The organism is Paraburkholderia sp. Ac-20347, from assembly GCF_017104805.1.
In the GTDB taxonomy this organism is placed as follows: Bacteria; Pseudomonadota; Gammaproteobacteria; order Burkholderiales; family Burkholderiaceae; genus Paraburkholderia; species Paraburkholderia tropica.
Genome location: NZ_JAAGPN010000003.1, coordinates 1 through 15,499, shown reverse-complemented (window position 1 = coordinate 15,499; position 15,499 = coordinate 1). Strand labels below are relative to the sequence as shown.

The following is a 15,499-nucleotide window of genomic DNA, read 5'->3' as shown; positions in this document are numbered from 1 at the left end:
ATGCCTGTTCACACTCGATTTCCGGTGCTCGCGCGATGGCCGGTCGCTCTGCGCGTGCGCGCAGTCGCGAAGTCTGTTCTCTCGTCCTGCTCGTTCTCATGCTGGGGGCGTGCGGAAAGCCAGCGCCAAGCGAGCGCGCGAACGAGCCACGCATGGTGGAAATCGCGCCGGTGGAGGGAAGTGGCGCAAGCGAATTGCGCGTATTTTCCGGGCAAGTCGAAGCGACCAACGTTTCCGCGCTCGCCTTCGAAGTCTCGGGACGCGTGGTGCAGATCGCGGTGCTCGACGGCGCGCGCGTGACGCAAGGGCAGTTGCTCGCGCGCATCGACGACGAACCTTACCGGCTCCAACTGCAACGTGCGGACGCGCAATATCAGCAGCTCGCCGACGACCTCAAGCGCAAGGCGGCGTTGCGTGACGAAAACATTCTCTCCGGCGCGGCGTACGATCAACTCAAAGCCGCCGTAGAAATGGCGCGTGCCCAGCGCGATCTCGCGAGCCGTGATTTGCGCAACACGCGGCTGCTGGCGCCGTTCGACGGCCGTATTGCACGGCGCACGATCGAAGCGCAGCAGATTGCGCAAGCCGGCGCACCGGTGTTCCAGCTGGAAGCGCGATCGCGTCTCGAAGTCGGCGTGGCGCTGCCGCAGAATATCGCGGATTCTCTGCCGTTCGATCGCACGTTGAGCGCCGAGGCATGGCCGCCCGACCGGCCGTCGGCAATCTTTCCACTCGTCTATCGCGAGCATTCGACGCTCACGACACCTGGCGGCAGCGTGTATCGTCTGCTGTTTTCTCTCGCGCGACCGGACAATCTCAATCTGCTGCCGGGCATGGCGCTGCGTGTGCGCGTGCGCGTTCCCGCTTCGGCCACGACGCAAACCGCGCTCGTCGTGCCGGTCAACGCACTGGTCGTCGGTGGCGAAGATAATCGCGCGGTCTGGAAATACGACACGACGAGTCATCGCGTGACGCGCACGCCCGTGCAGTTGCGCGAGATTCGCGGAGACGATGCCGTCGTGACCGGCGCGCTGCAGGTGGGCGATCAAGTCGTGGCAGGCGGAGCCCAATTCGTGACCGAAGGCGAAGAAGTCCGTCCGATGGAAACGAATCCATGAACCTGGCGCGCACGCTAATCGAGAGGCCGCTAATCGCATGGATTATCGCGTTGGTGTCGTTGATCGGCGGGATCATTGCGTATATCGACATCGGGCGGCTGGAAGATCCGAAGTTCACGATCAAGACGGCCGTGGTGGTCACGCTTTATCCGGGCGCGAGCGCCAAGCAAGTCGAAAGCGAGGTGACCGATCGTATTGAAAGCGCGGTCCAGCAACTGGAGCAGGTGGATTTCATTCGCTCGCGTTCGATGGCGGGTTATTCCGAAGTGCGCATTCAGATTCGCGATCAGTACATGTCGAATCAATTGCAGCAGATCTGGGAACAGTTGCGGCGGCAGATTAGCGACCTCACGCCGCGGCTGCCGCCGGGCGCAGGTCCACCGATCGTGCTCGACCGTTTCGGTGACGTGTACGGCCTTTTTTATGCCATTACCGGCAAAGGCTATTCACAGGCGCAGCTGTTCGATTACGCGCGCGAATTGCGCAAAGACCTGCTCACCTTGCCGGACGTCGCCGATATCGTGATTGCAGGCAATCAGCAGCAACAGGTGACGGTCACGGCCGACCAGTCGTTGCTCGTCGCCAACAATCTTTCGTCGGACGACATTGCGCAGGCGTTGGGCGTGCAAAACGAAGTTCGCAGCGCGGGGCGCGAGCGTGTCGGCGACCAGTTGATCCGTATTTCGCCGACCGGCACGCTCGATACGTTGGCTTCCGTGCGTGCGTTGCCGGTCGGCACGACGCCCGGTGAATTACTGCTCGGCGACGTGGCCCGCGTGAATTTCGGTTACGCGAGCATACCCACGCAGGCCATTCGCTATAACGGGCAGGATGCGCTGACGATCGGGATCAGCGCGCGCTCGGGCGTCAACGTCGTGAAAGTCGGCGACGAGGTCAAAGCGAAACTGAAGGAACTCGAGCGTGTCCGGCCGTTAGGCATCGAGCTGCATGTGCTTTACGATCAGCCCGATTCCGTCGATGCCGCCGTGCGCGGATTCGTGCTGGATGTGATGCTTTCGGTGGGCATCGTGACTGTCGCGCTCGGTATTGGGCTGGGATGGCGCGCGGGTGTCGTGCTCGGCATCGAATTGTTTCTGTCGATTCTCGGCACGCTGTTTGTGATGTATGCCGCGGGTATTGAATTGCAGCGTATTTCGCTCGGTGCATTGATCATCGTGATGGGCATGCTGACCGACAATTCCATTGTGGTGTGCGAGGGCATGCTCGTCCGCGTTCAAAAGGGGCTCTCGCACATCGAGGCCGCTGCGGAAGTGCTCAAACAAGGGCAATGGTTGTTGCTCGCCTCGACGGTCGTCGGTATTCTCGCGTTTTCCGGCATCGGCATGTCGCCCGACGCGGTAGGCGAGTTTTGCGCATCGCTTTTCGCGGTCGCGGCTATTTCGCTGCTATTTAGCTGGGTGATTGCCATCGCATTGACGCCGCTGCTCGGTTTTTATTTTTTCAAACGCAGCGAAGGCGAACAGAAGAATCCATTCGACACGCGGCTCTATCGGCAATATGGGCGGCTGCTGGGCTGGGTCGAACGCAGGCGGCTCTGGGTGATCGGTTCGATGGTCGTGCTGCTCGTTGTTTGTATCTGGGGTTTTCGGTTCGTCGAGCAGAGTTTCTTTCCGGCGTCGACGAATCCGATTTTCTACGTCGATATGCGTTTACCGCGCGGCGTCGATATTCGCACCGTGATGGAACGAACCCGAGGCCCGGAAAAACTGTTGCTCGCGCAACCCGGTGTGGAGAGTGTCGGAACGTATATTGGCGGTGGCGCGACGCGATTCATTCTGGTCTACGACCCGGAGACGCAGGACCCGTCGTACGCGCAATTCATCGTGACAGTCGATGACGCCGCGCGTATCGACACCATGATTCCGAAGCTCGATCACGACTTGCGCAAACAGTTTCCCGATGTGAACTGGTCCGTCACGCGCCCGAACTTCGGTCCCTCCAGCGGACTGCCGATTCAGGCGCGCTTTCTTGGCCCCGATCCCGCCGTGTTGCGCAAACTGGGCGCGCAGGCGGAGGCCGTATTGCGTAAAGACGGTGGCCTGCAGTCGATCAGCAACGATTGGGAAAATCGCGTCAACGTCGTGCGTCCCGTGTTCGACGATACGCGGGCGCGCTCGCTCGGCGTGACGCGGCGGCAACTCAACGACACGTTCGCGTATGCGACGGAAGGCCTGCGCGTGGGCCTGTTCCGCGACGAGGATCTGCTGCTGCCCATCGTGCTCAACGAACCGCCTGGCATGGGCGGCATCGAGCGTCTGCAGGGGCTGCAGATATACAGCCTCGGGCAGCGCCGCTATGTGCCGATGGCCGACGTGCTCGGCGGCGTTACGTATGGCACGGAAGATGGCGTGATCGCGCGGCGCGACCGAATTCGCACGCTCACGGTGTCGGCGGGCACGCTCTATGGCGAGAACAGCGTAGCCGCTTTCGACCGCGTGCGCGCGCCCATCGAAGCGATCGCACCGCCGCCCGGTTACGAGCTTGAATGGGGCGGCGAATACGAGTCGTCGAATAAGGCGAAAGAGAGTTTGTTCACGCAATTGCCGATCGGTTTTGCGGGCATGTTGTTACTCGTGCTGTTCATGTTCGGCCGCCTGAAACCCGCGTTGATCGTGTTGCTGGTCGTGCCGATGTCGATCTGCGGCGTGACGATCGGCCTGCTCGCGTTTCGCGGCGCATTCGGTTTCATGTCGCTACTCGGATTGCTCAGTCTCATCGGCATGCTGATCAAGAATGGTGTCGTGCTCGTCGATGAAATCGATCTGCAGATCGCGTCCGGCGTGCCGCGCATGCGTGCCGTCATCGACGGGTCGAAAAGTCGTTTGCGCCCGGTGGCGCTCGCCGCCGGCACGACGATACTCGGCATGGTGCCGCTGCTTTGGGATCCTTTTTTCAAGGACATGGCGATTACGATGATGGCCGGCCTCGCGTTCGCGACGGTGCTGACGATGGCCGCCGTGCCCGCGCTTTACGTCCTGTTCTTCTCGATCCGCAGCGACGAGACGGAGCCGGGCGCGGCCGACGGAGAGCGTCATGAGGCCACGTGAACTCGCTGCGCACGGCAGCTTCAAGGCACCGATCCGCGCCGCCGCTTTCACTCTCGCGTTCTCGCTTGCCGCGTGCAATGGGCCGTTAAAGCTCGATCATCCGCCCGCGATGCCCGCCGGCTTCGAGCAGCAGCAGAATGCGGCGGAAGCGAACGCACAGCAATCGATCGACGAAGCCAAACTCGTGAACTGGTGGACCCAGTTCGATGACCCGGCGCTCAACGTGCTGATCGAACGCGCGCTGCAAAACAATTACGATCTCCGGCTCGCCGCCACGCGCGTCGACGATGCGCGCTCCAATATTCTGGCCGCGCGTTCGGCGTTGCTGCCGAGCGTGGGCGTCGGGGTCGAGGCGGCGAAATATCACGGCGGCGAAACGCAACTCGAATTCGCGCAGTTTCTGGGCGTCAACGATCTCGACGCGCAATTCTGGCGCGTCGGTTTGCAGACGCAATGGGAGATCGACGTATTCGGGCGCGGCCGCGCGAGGCTGGCCGCCGCGCGCGCGATGACACTCGCGGCGGCGGGCGATGCACAGGCCGCGCGGCTCGCGGTCGTCGCGACGGTCGCCGACGCCTATATGACTTACCGCGGCTTGATCGTGCAGCGTCGGCTGATCGAGCAGAGCCGCGAAATTGCCGAAGACTTCGTCGTGATCGCGCAGCACAGCTTCGTGGCGGGCGTCGTGTTGAGCACGGATATCGACGGTGCGCGCGCCGCCTTGGCGCAAATTCAGGCGCGCGAACAGGAGGTCGATCGTGCGCTCGTGAGCGCGCGTCTGTCGATCGAGCAGATCTGCGCGGCGCAGCCCGGTGAACTCGCGAGCGTGCTCGGCGAAACCGACGGGCTGCCGCAAGCGTTGCCCGCCATCGCGCCCGGACAGCCGGTCGATCTGCTGGAGCGGCGTCCGGATCTGATTGCGGCGCGCGATCGTCTGTTTGCCGCCGTGCGTCAATCGGACGTGGCGCGCCTGAATTACTGGCCAACGTTTTCGTTGAGCGCCGTGCTCGCGCGCAACGGATGGGAAATCGCGGGGCAGTCGCTCGGGCCGAGCACACTCTGGCTCTTTGGCGCGGCCGCGATGATGCCGCTGATCGATTTCGGCGCGCGCGAATCGCGCGTTCAGGCCACCGATGCGCAGGCGCGCGCGGCGGAACTGGCCTACGAAAAAGCGGCGCAAGGCGCGCTCTTCGACGTCGAGCAGGCGCTCGCGCGGCTCTCGCGGCAAGTGCAGTTGCGCGACGCGCGCACGAACGAAGTCGCGCAGCGCCGCACGATTCTGCGCAAGACGCAAACGCAGTTGCGCGTGGGCGAAGTGGGGCGCATGGATGTCGATCGCGCGCAACTCGCGCTGGTGGAAAGCGAAGCCGCGCTCGTGCGCGAGCAGGTGGGCGAGCTGAGCGCGCAAATCGCGCTCTTCAGGGCGATGGGCGGAGGCTGGGAACGCACGGGCACGCCGTTGGCGCTTTCGCCGTCTGCGGGCGCGATCTGGTAACGCCGGACGCAACGCGCGATGCGCTCAGCGTAGTTGCGCGTCGATGGTTTTCGTCAGCGGTGAATCCACGTCGCCGGTGTGTTTGGTCTGCACAGGCTCGATCAGCACGATCCAGCATTCCTCGTCGGCAACGGGATTGTGCAAGGTGCCGCGCGGCACGACATGGATCGAACCTGCGGGCAGATCCACCACGCGCCCGCCTTCATATTCGATCTTCAGATGCCCGCGCACGACGTAAAACAGTTCGTCCTCGAGGGCGTGGTCGTGCCACACGAGTTGACCGCGTACTTTTGCGACTTTCACGTATTGATCGTTGACCTGGGCGACGACTTTCGGCGACCAGTATTCGGACACGCCGGCGAACGCGTGTTCGAGATCGAACGATTCGGCGAAGGGAAGGGAAGTCATCGTTATCTCCATGCGGGGATGATGGACGCGGCCAGCAGCGCGCCCATCGCAAGATTCAGGATGCGCCAATGACGCGGCGTGCGAAAGAGCCGCGCGAGCAGCACGCCGAGCGCGCACCACAGCGCGAGCGACAGACATGCGGCCGTGCCGAACGACGCGCCAAGCAGCATCGCGAGCCGGTTCGGATTGCTCGCGAGCAGCGCGAAAGACGCCGCCGCGCTCACCGTCATCGCCCAGCTTTTCGGGTTCAGGAGCAGCAGGACGAAGCCGCCGGCGAGCGTGATCGGGCGTGCGGGCCCGGCGCCGCCGACCGGCGGTGCGCTGCGCGCGATGCGCCACGCGAGCCACAGCAAATACGCGGAGCCGACCGCCTTCACGACCGCCTGCAGCGACGGCAGCGCGATCAGCAGGCCGCCCAACCCGAGGCCGGCGACGGCGGCCAGCAACGCGAGGCTCATCGCGATGCCGAATATCAGCGGAATCGAGCGCACGAAGCCGAAGCGCGCGCCCGATGCGGTGGCGAGCGTGGTGGCGCCGCCGGGCGTCACGGTCGCGACGGCGACGAACAGGAGAAGCGGCAGGATCGAGGTCATCGGCGCGGGTTCGGGTGGTCAAGAGCTGCACTGTACGGACCGCCGACGCATCAGCAAAGGCAATAATTCTGATGCGATTCATTACGCGGCATAATGCGTGAATGAGCCGAAATCTCGACATCGATCTGATCCGCACCTTTGTGACCGTCGCCGACAGCGGCAGCATGACGGTCGCCGCGAATCTGCTGCACATGACGCAAGGCGCTGTGAGCCAGCAGGTGAAGCGGCTCGAAGACGTGCTCGATTGCCTGCTGTTCGTGCGCAAGGCGCGCAAGCTGGAACTGTCGCGCCACGGCGAGCAATTTCTGGTGAAGGCGCGTCAGTTGCTCCGGCTGAACGACGAAATCTGGGCGGATATGACCGGCCGTTCGCTCGCCGGAAGCCTGCGCGTGGGCGTGCCCTACGATCTCGTCACGCCGCTCGCGCCCGCGATGAAGGCGTTCGCCGAGGCCTATCCGCAAGTGGAGATTTCGCTGGTGTGCGCGGCGTCGCCGGAGTTGAGCGAGGCCGTGAAGAGCGGGCGCGTGGACGTGTCGCTGGTCGAATACGTGGCGAGCGAAGCCGAAGGCGAAGTGGTGCGGATCGAACCGCTGGTGTGGGTCGCGGGCCAGCGCAGCGACGCCTGGCAGAAGCGTCCGCTGCCGCTATCGATGGTGGACGAGCGTTGCGCGTTTCGTCCTGTCGTGCTCGGCGCGCTCGCGGATCAAGGCATTGCGTGGCGCACGGTGTTCGAGAGCGGCAACATCGAGGCGACGGCCGCCACGGTGCGCGCCGGACTCGCCATCACCGCGTGGCTCGTGTCCACCGTGCCCGCCGATCTGGAGACGCTTGCGCCTCACGCGGCGGGCTTGCCCGCGCTGCCGCCCTTCGCGATCTGCCTGCAATTGCCCGCGACGGTGAAGCCAACGGCGCAGGAATTCGCGCGCTATGTACGCGAATCGATGTCGACGGATGCAGTCGGCGCACATGGCGCACATGGACGTCTGGCGAAGATTGCGTGAGGCAGCGCGTTTGAGCGCGTAGCGGCGCTTAGTCCGTCTTCGCCTGGAACGCGCGCTGGAAAAGCGGCAAGCCTAACGCGACAAGCAACCCCATCGCCGCAGCGGCCCGGAACAGATTCGCCGTATGCCCCGGCGAATAATGCATGAAAGACGGAATGCATTGGCCCGCGAAAATCGCCATCGAAAGCGTGGCGAGCGCACTGCCGCGCCGGTTTTCCGGGCTGATTTCGACCGTCAAATGATTCACCAGCGGTACCGAAAGACCGAATCCCGCGCCGAGTGCAACGGCACCGCAGAAAAACGCCGGGAGCGCGCCGGAGATCGAGAATATCGCGTGTGCGAGGGCGTAAAAAATAAACGCGACGACGAGTGTCGCGTTCGATCCGGCACGCGAAGCGAGTCGCGGCATGAGCGCGGCAAAGCCCACGGCGACCAGCGATACGAACGCCAGGAAATAACCCGTAAGCGCTTCGCCGATGCCCATTTCGTGAAAGCGAAGCGGCAGGACGATGACGCCGACGAAGAAACATCCCATCGAAAAGAACGCCGCGCAGTACACGCGCAGCAGTGCTTTGGGCATGCCGGACGCAGCTTGCACGTTTGCCGGACGGCGCGGGTTTTCATCCGCCGGAATCGTGCGAAGCGCCAGCGCCAGCAGAACCCAGGCGAGCGCGTATTGGGCAAACGGATACCACCAGCCGCGCGACGCCAGCCAGCCACCAATCGTCAGGAAGACGACGCCGCCCAGTTCGATCGCCATGCCCTGGCGCGCGATCATGGCGAGCCGTTGCCGGCCGTCGTAGAAGGTTGAGATGAGGCCGGTGCCGGTCGCCATCACCAGTGCGGTTGCGCCGCCGAGCAGGAAGCGGTCGAAGAGCACCGCGTACGGACCGCGAAAAAATGGCGCGGCCAGCCCGAATGCGCCATAAAGAAAGAGCCCGCAGAACAGACCCGGACGCAGGCCGATCTTATCGACGAGGCGGCCTGCCAGCGGACCGAGCACGACAACGCCCACGGAAGGCATCGTCACGAGCCAGCTTTCGAAGCCTTCCACGCCGAGTTGATGCGCCACGACCGGCAATCCCGGCACGATCGCGCTGCCGACCATGATGGTCAGGCAGGCCACCGCGAGAAGCACGAAGGCGCCCGATGCCGGGAGCGACGCAGATGAGATAGAAGCAGTCGAAGAACGGAACATGACACGCATCCTCAATTACGAGACTGCGGTATCATAATGCAAATCGTGCAAATACGAGACTACGGTATTGAATATGACCACGTTAGATAGCGACGACGCGCAGGCTCGCCAGCCGGGCCGTCCGCGCGACGATTCGACGGCGCCGGCGCTGCTCCAGGCCGCGCGGCTGCTGGTGATCGAGCACGGCTACCGGGCCGTCAGCATCCAGGAAATCGCCAACGCGGCGGGCGTCGCCAAACAGACCTTGTATCGGCGCTGGTCGAGCAAGGCCGAACTGGTCCTCGATGCGTTTCTGGAAAGCGCCGCGCGCGTGCACGTCCAGACGGACGGCACGCTCGATACGGTGTTGCGGCAGTATCTGCTCGACCTCTTCGACAATCTCGCCACGGACGGTCCCGCGATTCGCAGCCTGATCGCGGCGGCCCAAGAGGAGCCCGAATTCCTCGCGATCTTCCGGAGTCGATTCGTCGAGCCGCGCGCTCGCGTGGTGGCCGGGATGCTCGAAGCGGCACGCCAGAAAGGCGAAATTCACCGCGACGCCGACGTGGAGACGGCGCTCGCGGCATTTCACGGCGCGTTCTGGTATCGCTTGCTCCAGAGCGAGCCGCTCGATGCCGCGTTCGCCGATCGTTTGAGCGGGTTTGTGGTGGCGGCGCTCGCGTCCGGGAAAAAGGCGGCGCGAACGCGCTCAGCGTCGAAAGCGGCGGGACGCTGATTCATTGAGCGCAAGAGGCGCACGAAGCCCATCAAGCCTCGATACGCGGCGAGCGTTCGCGACATCGACGAGCACGACAATATCGGCCAGAGACGCCGCGGAAGAAAGCGGGGTGACGCTGTGTCAACTTTCTTCCGGCGGCGATTCAGTGGCGATTACTCCACCTTGTTGGCCTGCTCCTTCGCCAGCAGACGTTGCGCCTGGCGGTCGCCCCGGTTGGCTTCCTGCGCGGTTTGCACTGATGTTTCCGTGGCCTCGGCGAATGCGGCGCGCGCGAGGCTGCTGATATTGACCGTATAGGAAGCGGATGGCGTCGAACTCTGCGTCGACGTGCCGGACTGCGATGGCGATTGAGTCTGCGTCGTGCCGGTCGTTTGCGAAGCGGCATCTGCCGTTTGCTTCTGTGTTCCGGCACTCGTTGTTGCCGCTGCGCTCACGCTTGTGGATTGGCTGGAAACGGCGGGGATAGTCATGAAAGGATCTCCAGAAAGAATAGAAAACCGCGTACAGCGCCCGGTTTATCGGAAGTTCTTTCAAACTCTTAAGAAGTATTTATTTTCTGGTAACGAGTTGCCTTAAGGCTTGCATAAGCTGCGGTTTGATTCGTGCCGCGCGGAATCAAAATGGCCGTATGCCAGCGCATCGAAATCATCGATGGCAGGGCTGGAATGACAATGCCTTTTATTCAATCTGAACGCGCACAAAACGGTGTTCGTTAAATAATTGCGCTCCATATCGAAAATCTCTTTCGTTAAGGCGCTCATCAGATTGGAAAGCTAGCATTGCGCCGATCGCTCAGATTCCCTGTGGAAATCACCTTGTCACTGCACACGAATACGGTCACTCACGATAACTGGTCCACATGGATTCTGCGGCAACGTCATGGCGATGACCGCGCGCATGAGCGCAACGTCCGTGTCGAAATCACGAAATACGCCGACCGTGTGCTCGATTCCGTTCGGCTGCGCCCAGGTATGACATTGGCCGACATCGGCACGGGAGACGGACTGGTTGGATTTCGGGCGATCGAGCGCGTCGGTGCGTCGCTGAATGTGGTGATGACGGATATTTCACGGCCTTTGTTGCAGCACGCCGAAGCGACTGCGCGCAGTCTCGGGGTCAGCGAGCAATGCGCATTCGTTCACGGCTCGGCCGAGCAGCTAGAAGATATCGCCGATGCCTCCGTCGATGCCGCTACGATGCGCGCCGTTCTGGCGTACGTGGAAGACAAGCCTGCTGCGATGCGTGAGCTGTTCCGCATCCTCAAACCGGGTGGCCGTTTCGCTATCGCCGAGCCGATTTTGCGCGACGAAGCGCTCGAGGTTTGCATGCTCAAGCGCCTGGTCGATGAGGGCACGTTCCACGCCGACGATCCGTTCTTTCCGCTCTTGCTTCGATGCCGCGCCGCGCAGTTTCCCGATACCGAGGAGAAGCTGCGTTCGATGCCGATTACGAACTATGGCGAGCGCGATCTCGTGCGCTACGCGATGGACGCGGGATTCACGGACATTCATCTGGAATTGCATATCGACGTACGAACCGAGGACTGTCTGCCCTGGGAAATGTTTATTCGCACTTCGCCTCATCCGTTGGCGCCGCCTTTGGAAGAGATTCTCGATTCGGCGTTTACGCGCGATGAGCGCGCGTATCTCGAAGTGCGCATGCGCGCGATTTTCGAAAGCGGCAAGCAGCTTGGCGCCGAGCGGATTGCGTATTTGACGGCGAAGAGGGCGTAACGTTCGCGCGCTCATGCTTCGACGGGCGCGTTGTAATATGGCGGACGTATTGCTGGCAGCACAACCTGAACAGGGAATCAGCCTATGTCCTACGTGTTGTATTACAGCCCCGGCGCGGCGAGTATGGCGGTGCACTGGATGTTGCTTGAGCTGGGCGTGCCGTTCGAAACGCGCCTCGTCGACATCGACACGGGTGCGCAGCGCTCGCCGGAGTATCTGCGCCTGAATCCGACCGGCCGCGTGCCGACGCTGCTGGTCGACGGCGTGCCGCGCGGCGAATCGACGGCCTTGCTGATGCTGCTTGCGGAACGGCATCCCGAGTCCGGGCTCGCGCCGCTGCCGGGCGACCCCGAACGCGCCGAGTGGATCGAGATGATGATTTATCTCGCGAATGCCGTGTTGCCGGCCATGCGCGGCTGGTTCTACGCAGACACCGACGGCGAGCCGGAAGGCGCGGCAGCGGTCCAGGCGTTCGAGCGTCGGCAGATCGAAACATCGATGGACAAGCTCGATCGTCTGCTGGGCGACGGCCGCCACTATCTGGTCGGCAATCGGCTGAGTACGGCCGATTTCCTCGCGATCATGCTGATGCGCTGGACGCGCAACATGCCGCGTCCGGCGACGACGTGGCCGAATCTCGCGCGCTACATCGAGCGGCTGCGTGCGAGGCCGGCATTTCTGGACCTCAACGCACGCGAGCAATTGACGGAGTGGCAGAACACGCCCTGACGCCCGCGCGCGCTAGATGTTCGCCAGCATGCCGTCGACGAATGCCTTGCGCTGCAGCGCGTCCATCCAGCGTGCGGGTATCGCGTCTTCGCCGTAGACGATTCCGGCCAGGCCGCCTGCGATGGCGGCGGTGGTATCCGTGTCGTTGCCAAGCGAGATCGCGCGCTTGACGCAGTCTTCGTAGCAACGCGTCGACAACACGCAGTGGATGGCGGACCAGAAACTGTCGACGACATAGCCCGAGCCTTGCGGCGCGTCGAAGCGTCCGTCCAGCACGATCTTCAGTTCGGCTTCATCGGGTGTATCGGCGTAGCGCTTGAGCAGCTCGTCTTCGGCGGCGCGCACGGCATCGGCGGCGGACAGGCCTTCGAGTATGCCCAGCGCCGTCACGCAATAGAGCGCACAGGTCAACTGCGCGCGCGCGTGTCCGTGCGTGACGAGGCTCTGCTTGCGCGCCAGATGAATCGCTTCATCGTGCGACGTCGTGACGAGGACGACGGGCAGGCATCGCATGAGCGAGCCGTTGCCGTTATCGCGTTCGTCGTCGGGGCCCGCGCTGGCGGCGGGAGCGCCCGCACGAAGCCGCTCGAATGCGCGCTGCGTCTGCAAGCCCACGTCGAAAACCTTGCCGTCCGGCGTGAACGCGCCGCGCTGAATCCAGTCGAGCAGATTGGCGGCGAAGGTGTCGAGGTCGAGTTCGCGGTTGCGTTGGAGCGCGTCGCGCAGCGCGAGCGCTTGCGCGCCGTCGTCGCTCCATGTGCCGGGCGGGACGCCTGCGTGGGCGCGCTCGAAATCCACCGGCGGCGTCATTTCGATCGCGTTCGATTCGGGTATCGATGCGGCGCTGTGGAATTCGTAGGGAACGCCCAGGGCGTCGCCGATCAACAGGCCGAACAGTCCGCCGCGCAGGCGGGAGGGTTGGGACAGATTCATCGTCGGTAGTGCGGTTGGTGGTGCGGGTTGTTGACGGTTGGAACGATTGTCGGCGATTGGCGAGTGCTTGTCGAAGGACGGCTTTCGGAACCACACCGTCGTCATCGCGCTCGCCGCCGCTTTACTCCGAACGCCCCGTCTCACCCAGACTGCGCTGTAGCGCCTGATGGTCGATCGGCTTGATCAGATGCTCGTCGAAGCCCGCATCGCGCGTGTGCTGATAATCCTCCGGCTGGCCATAGCCCGTGATCGCGACGAGGCGAATGCCCGCGAGTTGCGGCATCGCGCGCAACTGCCGCGCCAGTTCGTAGCCGCTCATGCCGGGCAGCCCGATATCGAGCAACGCCACCTCGGGCAGAAACGTCCGCGCGCGCGCAATCGCTTCGTCGCCGCGATACGCGACCACGGGCGTGTGTCCCTGCAGCGCGAGCAGCATCGAGAGCGAATCCGCCGCGTCGCGGTTATCGTCGACGACCAGCACGCGGCGCGGGCTGATCTTCGCGATGTCGGCCTCGATCGCGCCTTCGTTCGGCCGCGCGATGCGCGGGAGCACGATTTCGAAGGTCGCGCCGTGACCGACGCCCTCGCTATGAACGGCGATCTCGCCCTGATGCATGTGCACGAGCCGCTTGACGACGGCCAGGCCGATGCCGAGTCCGCCCTGGGCGCGATCGAGCGTGCGCGTGCTCTGCACGAACAGATCGAAGACGTGGGGCAGCAATTCGGCGGAGATGCCGGAGCCATTGTCCGAGATGCCGATGACGGCGTGCGCGCCGCGCGGGCGCGTCCAGACGCGGATCACGCCGCCCGGGTCCGTGTACTTCACGGCGTTCGTCAGGATGTTGCCCACGCACTGGACGAGCCGCGCCATGTCGCCTTCGACGAACAGCGGTTCGTCGCTCGTCGTCGTTTCGACCGTCAGCGTATGGTGTTTTTCGCGCAGCCGCGGCTCGACGGTTTCGATGCCCTGCGTCACCACGCCCGCGAGATCGACCGGGCCGCGCTGCAGCGTAATGCGCCCCTGCGTGATGCGCGAGATATCGAGCAGGTCGTCGACGAGACGGGTCAACTGCGCGGCCTGTCGCTTGATCATGTCGACAGCCGCCTGCGCGCCCGAATGGCCCGTGAGCACGCGCGTCAACAGTTCGCCCGCGTTGGCGATGGGCGCGAGCGGATTGCGCAGTTCGTGCGCGAGCATCGCGAGAAACTCATCCTTCTGGCGATCGGCGCGGCGCAGCGCCTCGACACTGTGCGCGCGTTCGTCGGCTTCCTGCTGGCGCGAAATGATGATAGCCGCCGACTGCGCGAAGCGCATCGCCAGTTCGCGGTCGCGCGCGGTCGGCTCGCCCACCTCCTCGCGATAGAGCGTGAACGTGCCGACGACCTTGCCGCTCGTCGCCTCGACCGGAAACGACCAGCAGGCGCGATAGCGATACGCCTGCGCGAGCCACGTCCAGTCCTTCCAGCGCGGATCGGTCCGCACGTCGGGCGTGATCACGGCTTCGCGCTTGTAGGCCGCGAGTCCGCAGGCCAGCGAATTGGCGTCGATGGGCACGACGCCCACGCTCGCGGCGTAGTCGTTGCTCATGCCGGCGACGTGCGTCAGCCCGGTCTGCTCCGGGTTGACGATATAGAAGGCGCAGCGCGCCTGGCCCTGCATTTCGTCGACGGCGGCATGCGTGAGAATGCCGAGCGAAACCGGCAGCGGCTCGTTGTTGATCGCCGCCTGAAACGCGTCTTTCTGCGCGGCCAGCCAGGCCGCGTTGTCGCGCAGCGCGGTTTCCACGCGCTTGCGCTCCGTCATGTCGACGGCCATGCCGAACCATTCGACGACGTTGCCGTGTTCGTCCTTGACCGGAATCGCGCGCGACAACGTCCAGCCGACGGAGCCGTCGAGCCGCCAGACGCGGTGCTCGCATTCGAAACTCGTGCGGTGCTCGATCGCATGCCGTACGTAGTCCGACACTCTGGCGCGATCCTCCTCGGGAATATAGGTTTCCAGCCAGCCGGTCTGCGCGCGCTTCGTTTCGGCGATGAAGTCGCGGCCCTGCAGCAGCCGCATCTGCGTCCAGTCGGCGTTCATCGAATAGACGGCGTCGGACGACGCGCTGACGAGCGCGCGAAAGCGTTCTTCGCTCTTGCGGCGCAGCGCGGTGAGTTCGATCAGCGCGTCGATGCGCGAGACGAGTTCGCGCGCCGAGAACGGCTTCACGAGATAGTCGTCGGCGCCCGAGTCGAGGCCGTCGACGCGCGACTCTTCGCCGGCGCGCGCGGAAAGCAGGATGACCGGCACGTCCCGCAGACGTTGATCGGTGCGCACGGCCCGCAACAGGCCGAGCCCGTCGAGGCCCGGCATCATGATGTCCGAGAGGATCAAGTCGGGGCGCTGGCGCTTCGCGGCGTCCAGCGCGAGCGCGCCGTTGCCGACGATCTCCACGTCGAATCGCGCGGCGAGCAGGCCCTGCACGTAGGCGCGCATGTCCGCGTTGTCGTCGGCGACCAGCA

At 64.0% G+C, this 15,499-nt stretch carries 13 protein-coding genes; 7 read left to right on the top strand and 6 right to left on the bottom strand.

Going from position 1 to position 15,499, the window contains the following annotated elements:
* The first annotated feature begins 152 nt into the window (after positions 1-152).
* The 3 genes from G3N97_RS01190 to G3N97_RS01180 are packed head-to-tail and all read left to right on the top strand — an operon-like array spanning position 153 to position 5,681.
* On the top strand, positions 153-1,118 hold the full coding sequence (locus G3N97_RS01190) for an efflux RND transporter periplasmic adaptor subunit (protein ID WP_241030295.1): 966 nt from the start codon (positions 153-155) through the stop codon (positions 1,116-1,118).
* On the top strand, positions 1,115-4,186 hold the full coding sequence (locus tag G3N97_RS01185; RefSeq protein WP_205991515.1) for an efflux RND transporter permease subunit: 3,072 nt from the start codon (positions 1,115-1,117) through the stop codon (positions 4,184-4,186). Before G3N97_RS01190 ends, G3N97_RS01185 begins: the two co-directional genes overlap by 4 nt.
* Complete coding sequence (locus G3N97_RS01180; protein WP_205991514.1) at positions 4,173-5,681, top strand: efflux transporter outer membrane subunit; 1,509 nt, start codon at positions 4,173-4,175, stop codon at positions 5,679-5,681. The genes G3N97_RS01185 and G3N97_RS01180 overlap by 14 nt, the downstream gene beginning before the upstream one ends.
* 24 nt (positions 5,682-5,705) lie before the next feature.
* On the opposite strand, the gene G3N97_RS01175 is transcribed toward G3N97_RS01180, so the two are convergent.
* Both G3N97_RS01175 and G3N97_RS01170 read right to left on the bottom strand, forming a co-directional pair.
* Entirely contained in the window at positions 5,706-6,089 is a 384-nt protein-coding gene (locus G3N97_RS01175) for a cupin domain-containing protein (protein ID WP_205991513.1), read from the bottom strand.
* A gap of 2 nt (positions 6,090-6,091) precedes the next feature.
* On the bottom strand, positions 6,092-6,682 hold the full coding sequence (locus G3N97_RS01170; protein ID WP_205991512.1) for a LysE family transporter: 591 nt from the start codon (positions 6,680-6,682) through the stop codon (positions 6,092-6,094).
* Between the two features lie 101 nt (positions 6,683-6,783).
* Between G3N97_RS01170 and G3N97_RS01165 the strand changes: the two genes are divergently transcribed.
* Positions 6,784-7,683 carry a LysR substrate-binding domain-containing protein gene (locus G3N97_RS01165; protein WP_205991511.1) on the top strand — a complete coding sequence of 300 codons (900 nt, stop codon included), beginning with the start codon at positions 6,784-6,786 and terminating at the stop codon, positions 7,681-7,683.
* A 28-nt stretch (positions 7,684-7,711) separates the two neighbouring features.
* Here the strand turns inward: G3N97_RS01165 and G3N97_RS01160 are convergent, their stop codons facing one another.
* Entirely contained in the window at positions 7,712-8,881 is a 1,170-nt protein-coding gene (locus G3N97_RS01160; RefSeq protein ID WP_205991510.1) for an MFS transporter, read from the bottom strand.
* Positions 8,882-8,954: 73 nt separating this feature from the next.
* Between G3N97_RS01160 and G3N97_RS01155 the strand changes: the two genes are divergently transcribed.
* A complete protein-coding gene (locus G3N97_RS01155; RefSeq protein WP_205991509.1) occupies positions 8,955-9,596 on the top strand; it encodes a TetR/AcrR family transcriptional regulator in 642 nt (213 codons plus the stop codon).
* Positions 9,597-9,751: 155 nt separating this feature from the next.
* Here the strand turns inward: G3N97_RS01155 and G3N97_RS01150 are convergent, their stop codons facing one another.
* Positions 9,752-10,069, bottom strand: coding sequence for a hypothetical protein (locus tag G3N97_RS01150; RefSeq protein WP_205991508.1), 318 nt, complete (start codon positions 10,067-10,069; stop codon positions 9,752-9,754).
* Between the two features lie 345 nt (positions 10,070-10,414).
* Between G3N97_RS01150 and G3N97_RS01145 the strand changes: the two genes are divergently transcribed.
* Together G3N97_RS01145 and G3N97_RS01140 are read left to right on the top strand one after the other, a co-directional pair.
* On the top strand, positions 10,415-11,332 hold the full coding sequence (locus G3N97_RS01145) for a methyltransferase domain-containing protein (protein ID WP_205991507.1): 918 nt from the start codon (positions 10,415-10,417) through the stop codon (positions 11,330-11,332).
* 84 nt (positions 11,333-11,416) lie between these two features.
* A complete protein-coding gene (locus G3N97_RS01140) occupies positions 11,417-12,061 on the top strand; it encodes a glutathione S-transferase family protein (protein WP_205991506.1) in 645 nt (214 codons plus the stop codon).
* A 12-nt stretch (positions 12,062-12,073) separates the two neighbouring features.
* Here the strand turns inward: G3N97_RS01140 and G3N97_RS01135 are convergent, their stop codons facing one another.
* Both G3N97_RS01135 and G3N97_RS01130 read right to left on the bottom strand, forming a co-directional pair.
* The gene (locus G3N97_RS01135) at positions 12,074-12,994 is read right to left on the bottom strand and encodes an ADP-ribosylglycohydrolase family protein (protein ID WP_205991505.1); all 921 of its coding nucleotides are present in this window, start codon (positions 12,992-12,994) and stop codon (positions 12,074-12,076) included.
* 121 nt (positions 12,995-13,115) lie between these two features.
* A partial coding sequence (locus G3N97_RS01130; RefSeq protein ID WP_205991504.1) for a response regulator occupies positions 13,116-15,499 on the bottom strand: 2,384 nt, incomplete at its 5' end.

Coding starts and splice junctions, on each gene's coding strand:
- G3N97_RS01190 (WP_241030295.1), top strand. CDS start 153: ATGGTGGAAATCGCGCCGGTGGAGGGAAGTGGCGCAAGCGAATTGCGC.
- G3N97_RS01185 (WP_205991515.1), top strand. CDS start 1,115: ATGAACCTGGCGCGCACGCTAATCGAGAGGCCGCTAATCGCATGGATT.
- G3N97_RS01180 (WP_205991514.1), top strand. CDS start 4,173: ATGAGGCCACGTGAACTCGCTGCGCACGGCAGCTTCAAGGCACCGATC.
- G3N97_RS01175 (WP_205991513.1), bottom strand. CDS start 6,089: ATGACTTCCCTTCCCTTCGCCGAATCGTTCGATCTCGAACACGCGTTC.
- G3N97_RS01170 (WP_205991512.1), bottom strand. CDS start 6,682: ATGACCTCGATCCTGCCGCTTCTCCTGTTCGTCGCCGTCGCGACCGTG.
- G3N97_RS01165 (WP_205991511.1), top strand. CDS start 6,784: ATGAGCCGAAATCTCGACATCGATCTGATCCGCACCTTTGTGACCGTC.
- G3N97_RS01160 (WP_205991510.1), bottom strand. CDS start 8,881: ATGTTCCGTTCTTCGACTGCTTCTATCTCATCTGCGTCGCTCCCGGCA.
- G3N97_RS01155 (WP_205991509.1), top strand. CDS start 8,955: ATGACCACGTTAGATAGCGACGACGCGCAGGCTCGCCAGCCGGGCCGT.
- G3N97_RS01150 (WP_205991508.1), bottom strand. CDS start 10,069: ATGACTATCCCCGCCGTTTCCAGCCAATCCACAAGCGTGAGCGCAGCG.
- G3N97_RS01140 (WP_205991506.1), top strand. CDS start 11,417: ATGTCCTACGTGTTGTATTACAGCCCCGGCGCGGCGAGTATGGCGGTG.
- G3N97_RS01135 (WP_205991505.1), bottom strand. CDS start 12,994: ATGAATCTGTCCCAACCCTCCCGCCTGCGCGGCGGACTGTTCGGCCTG.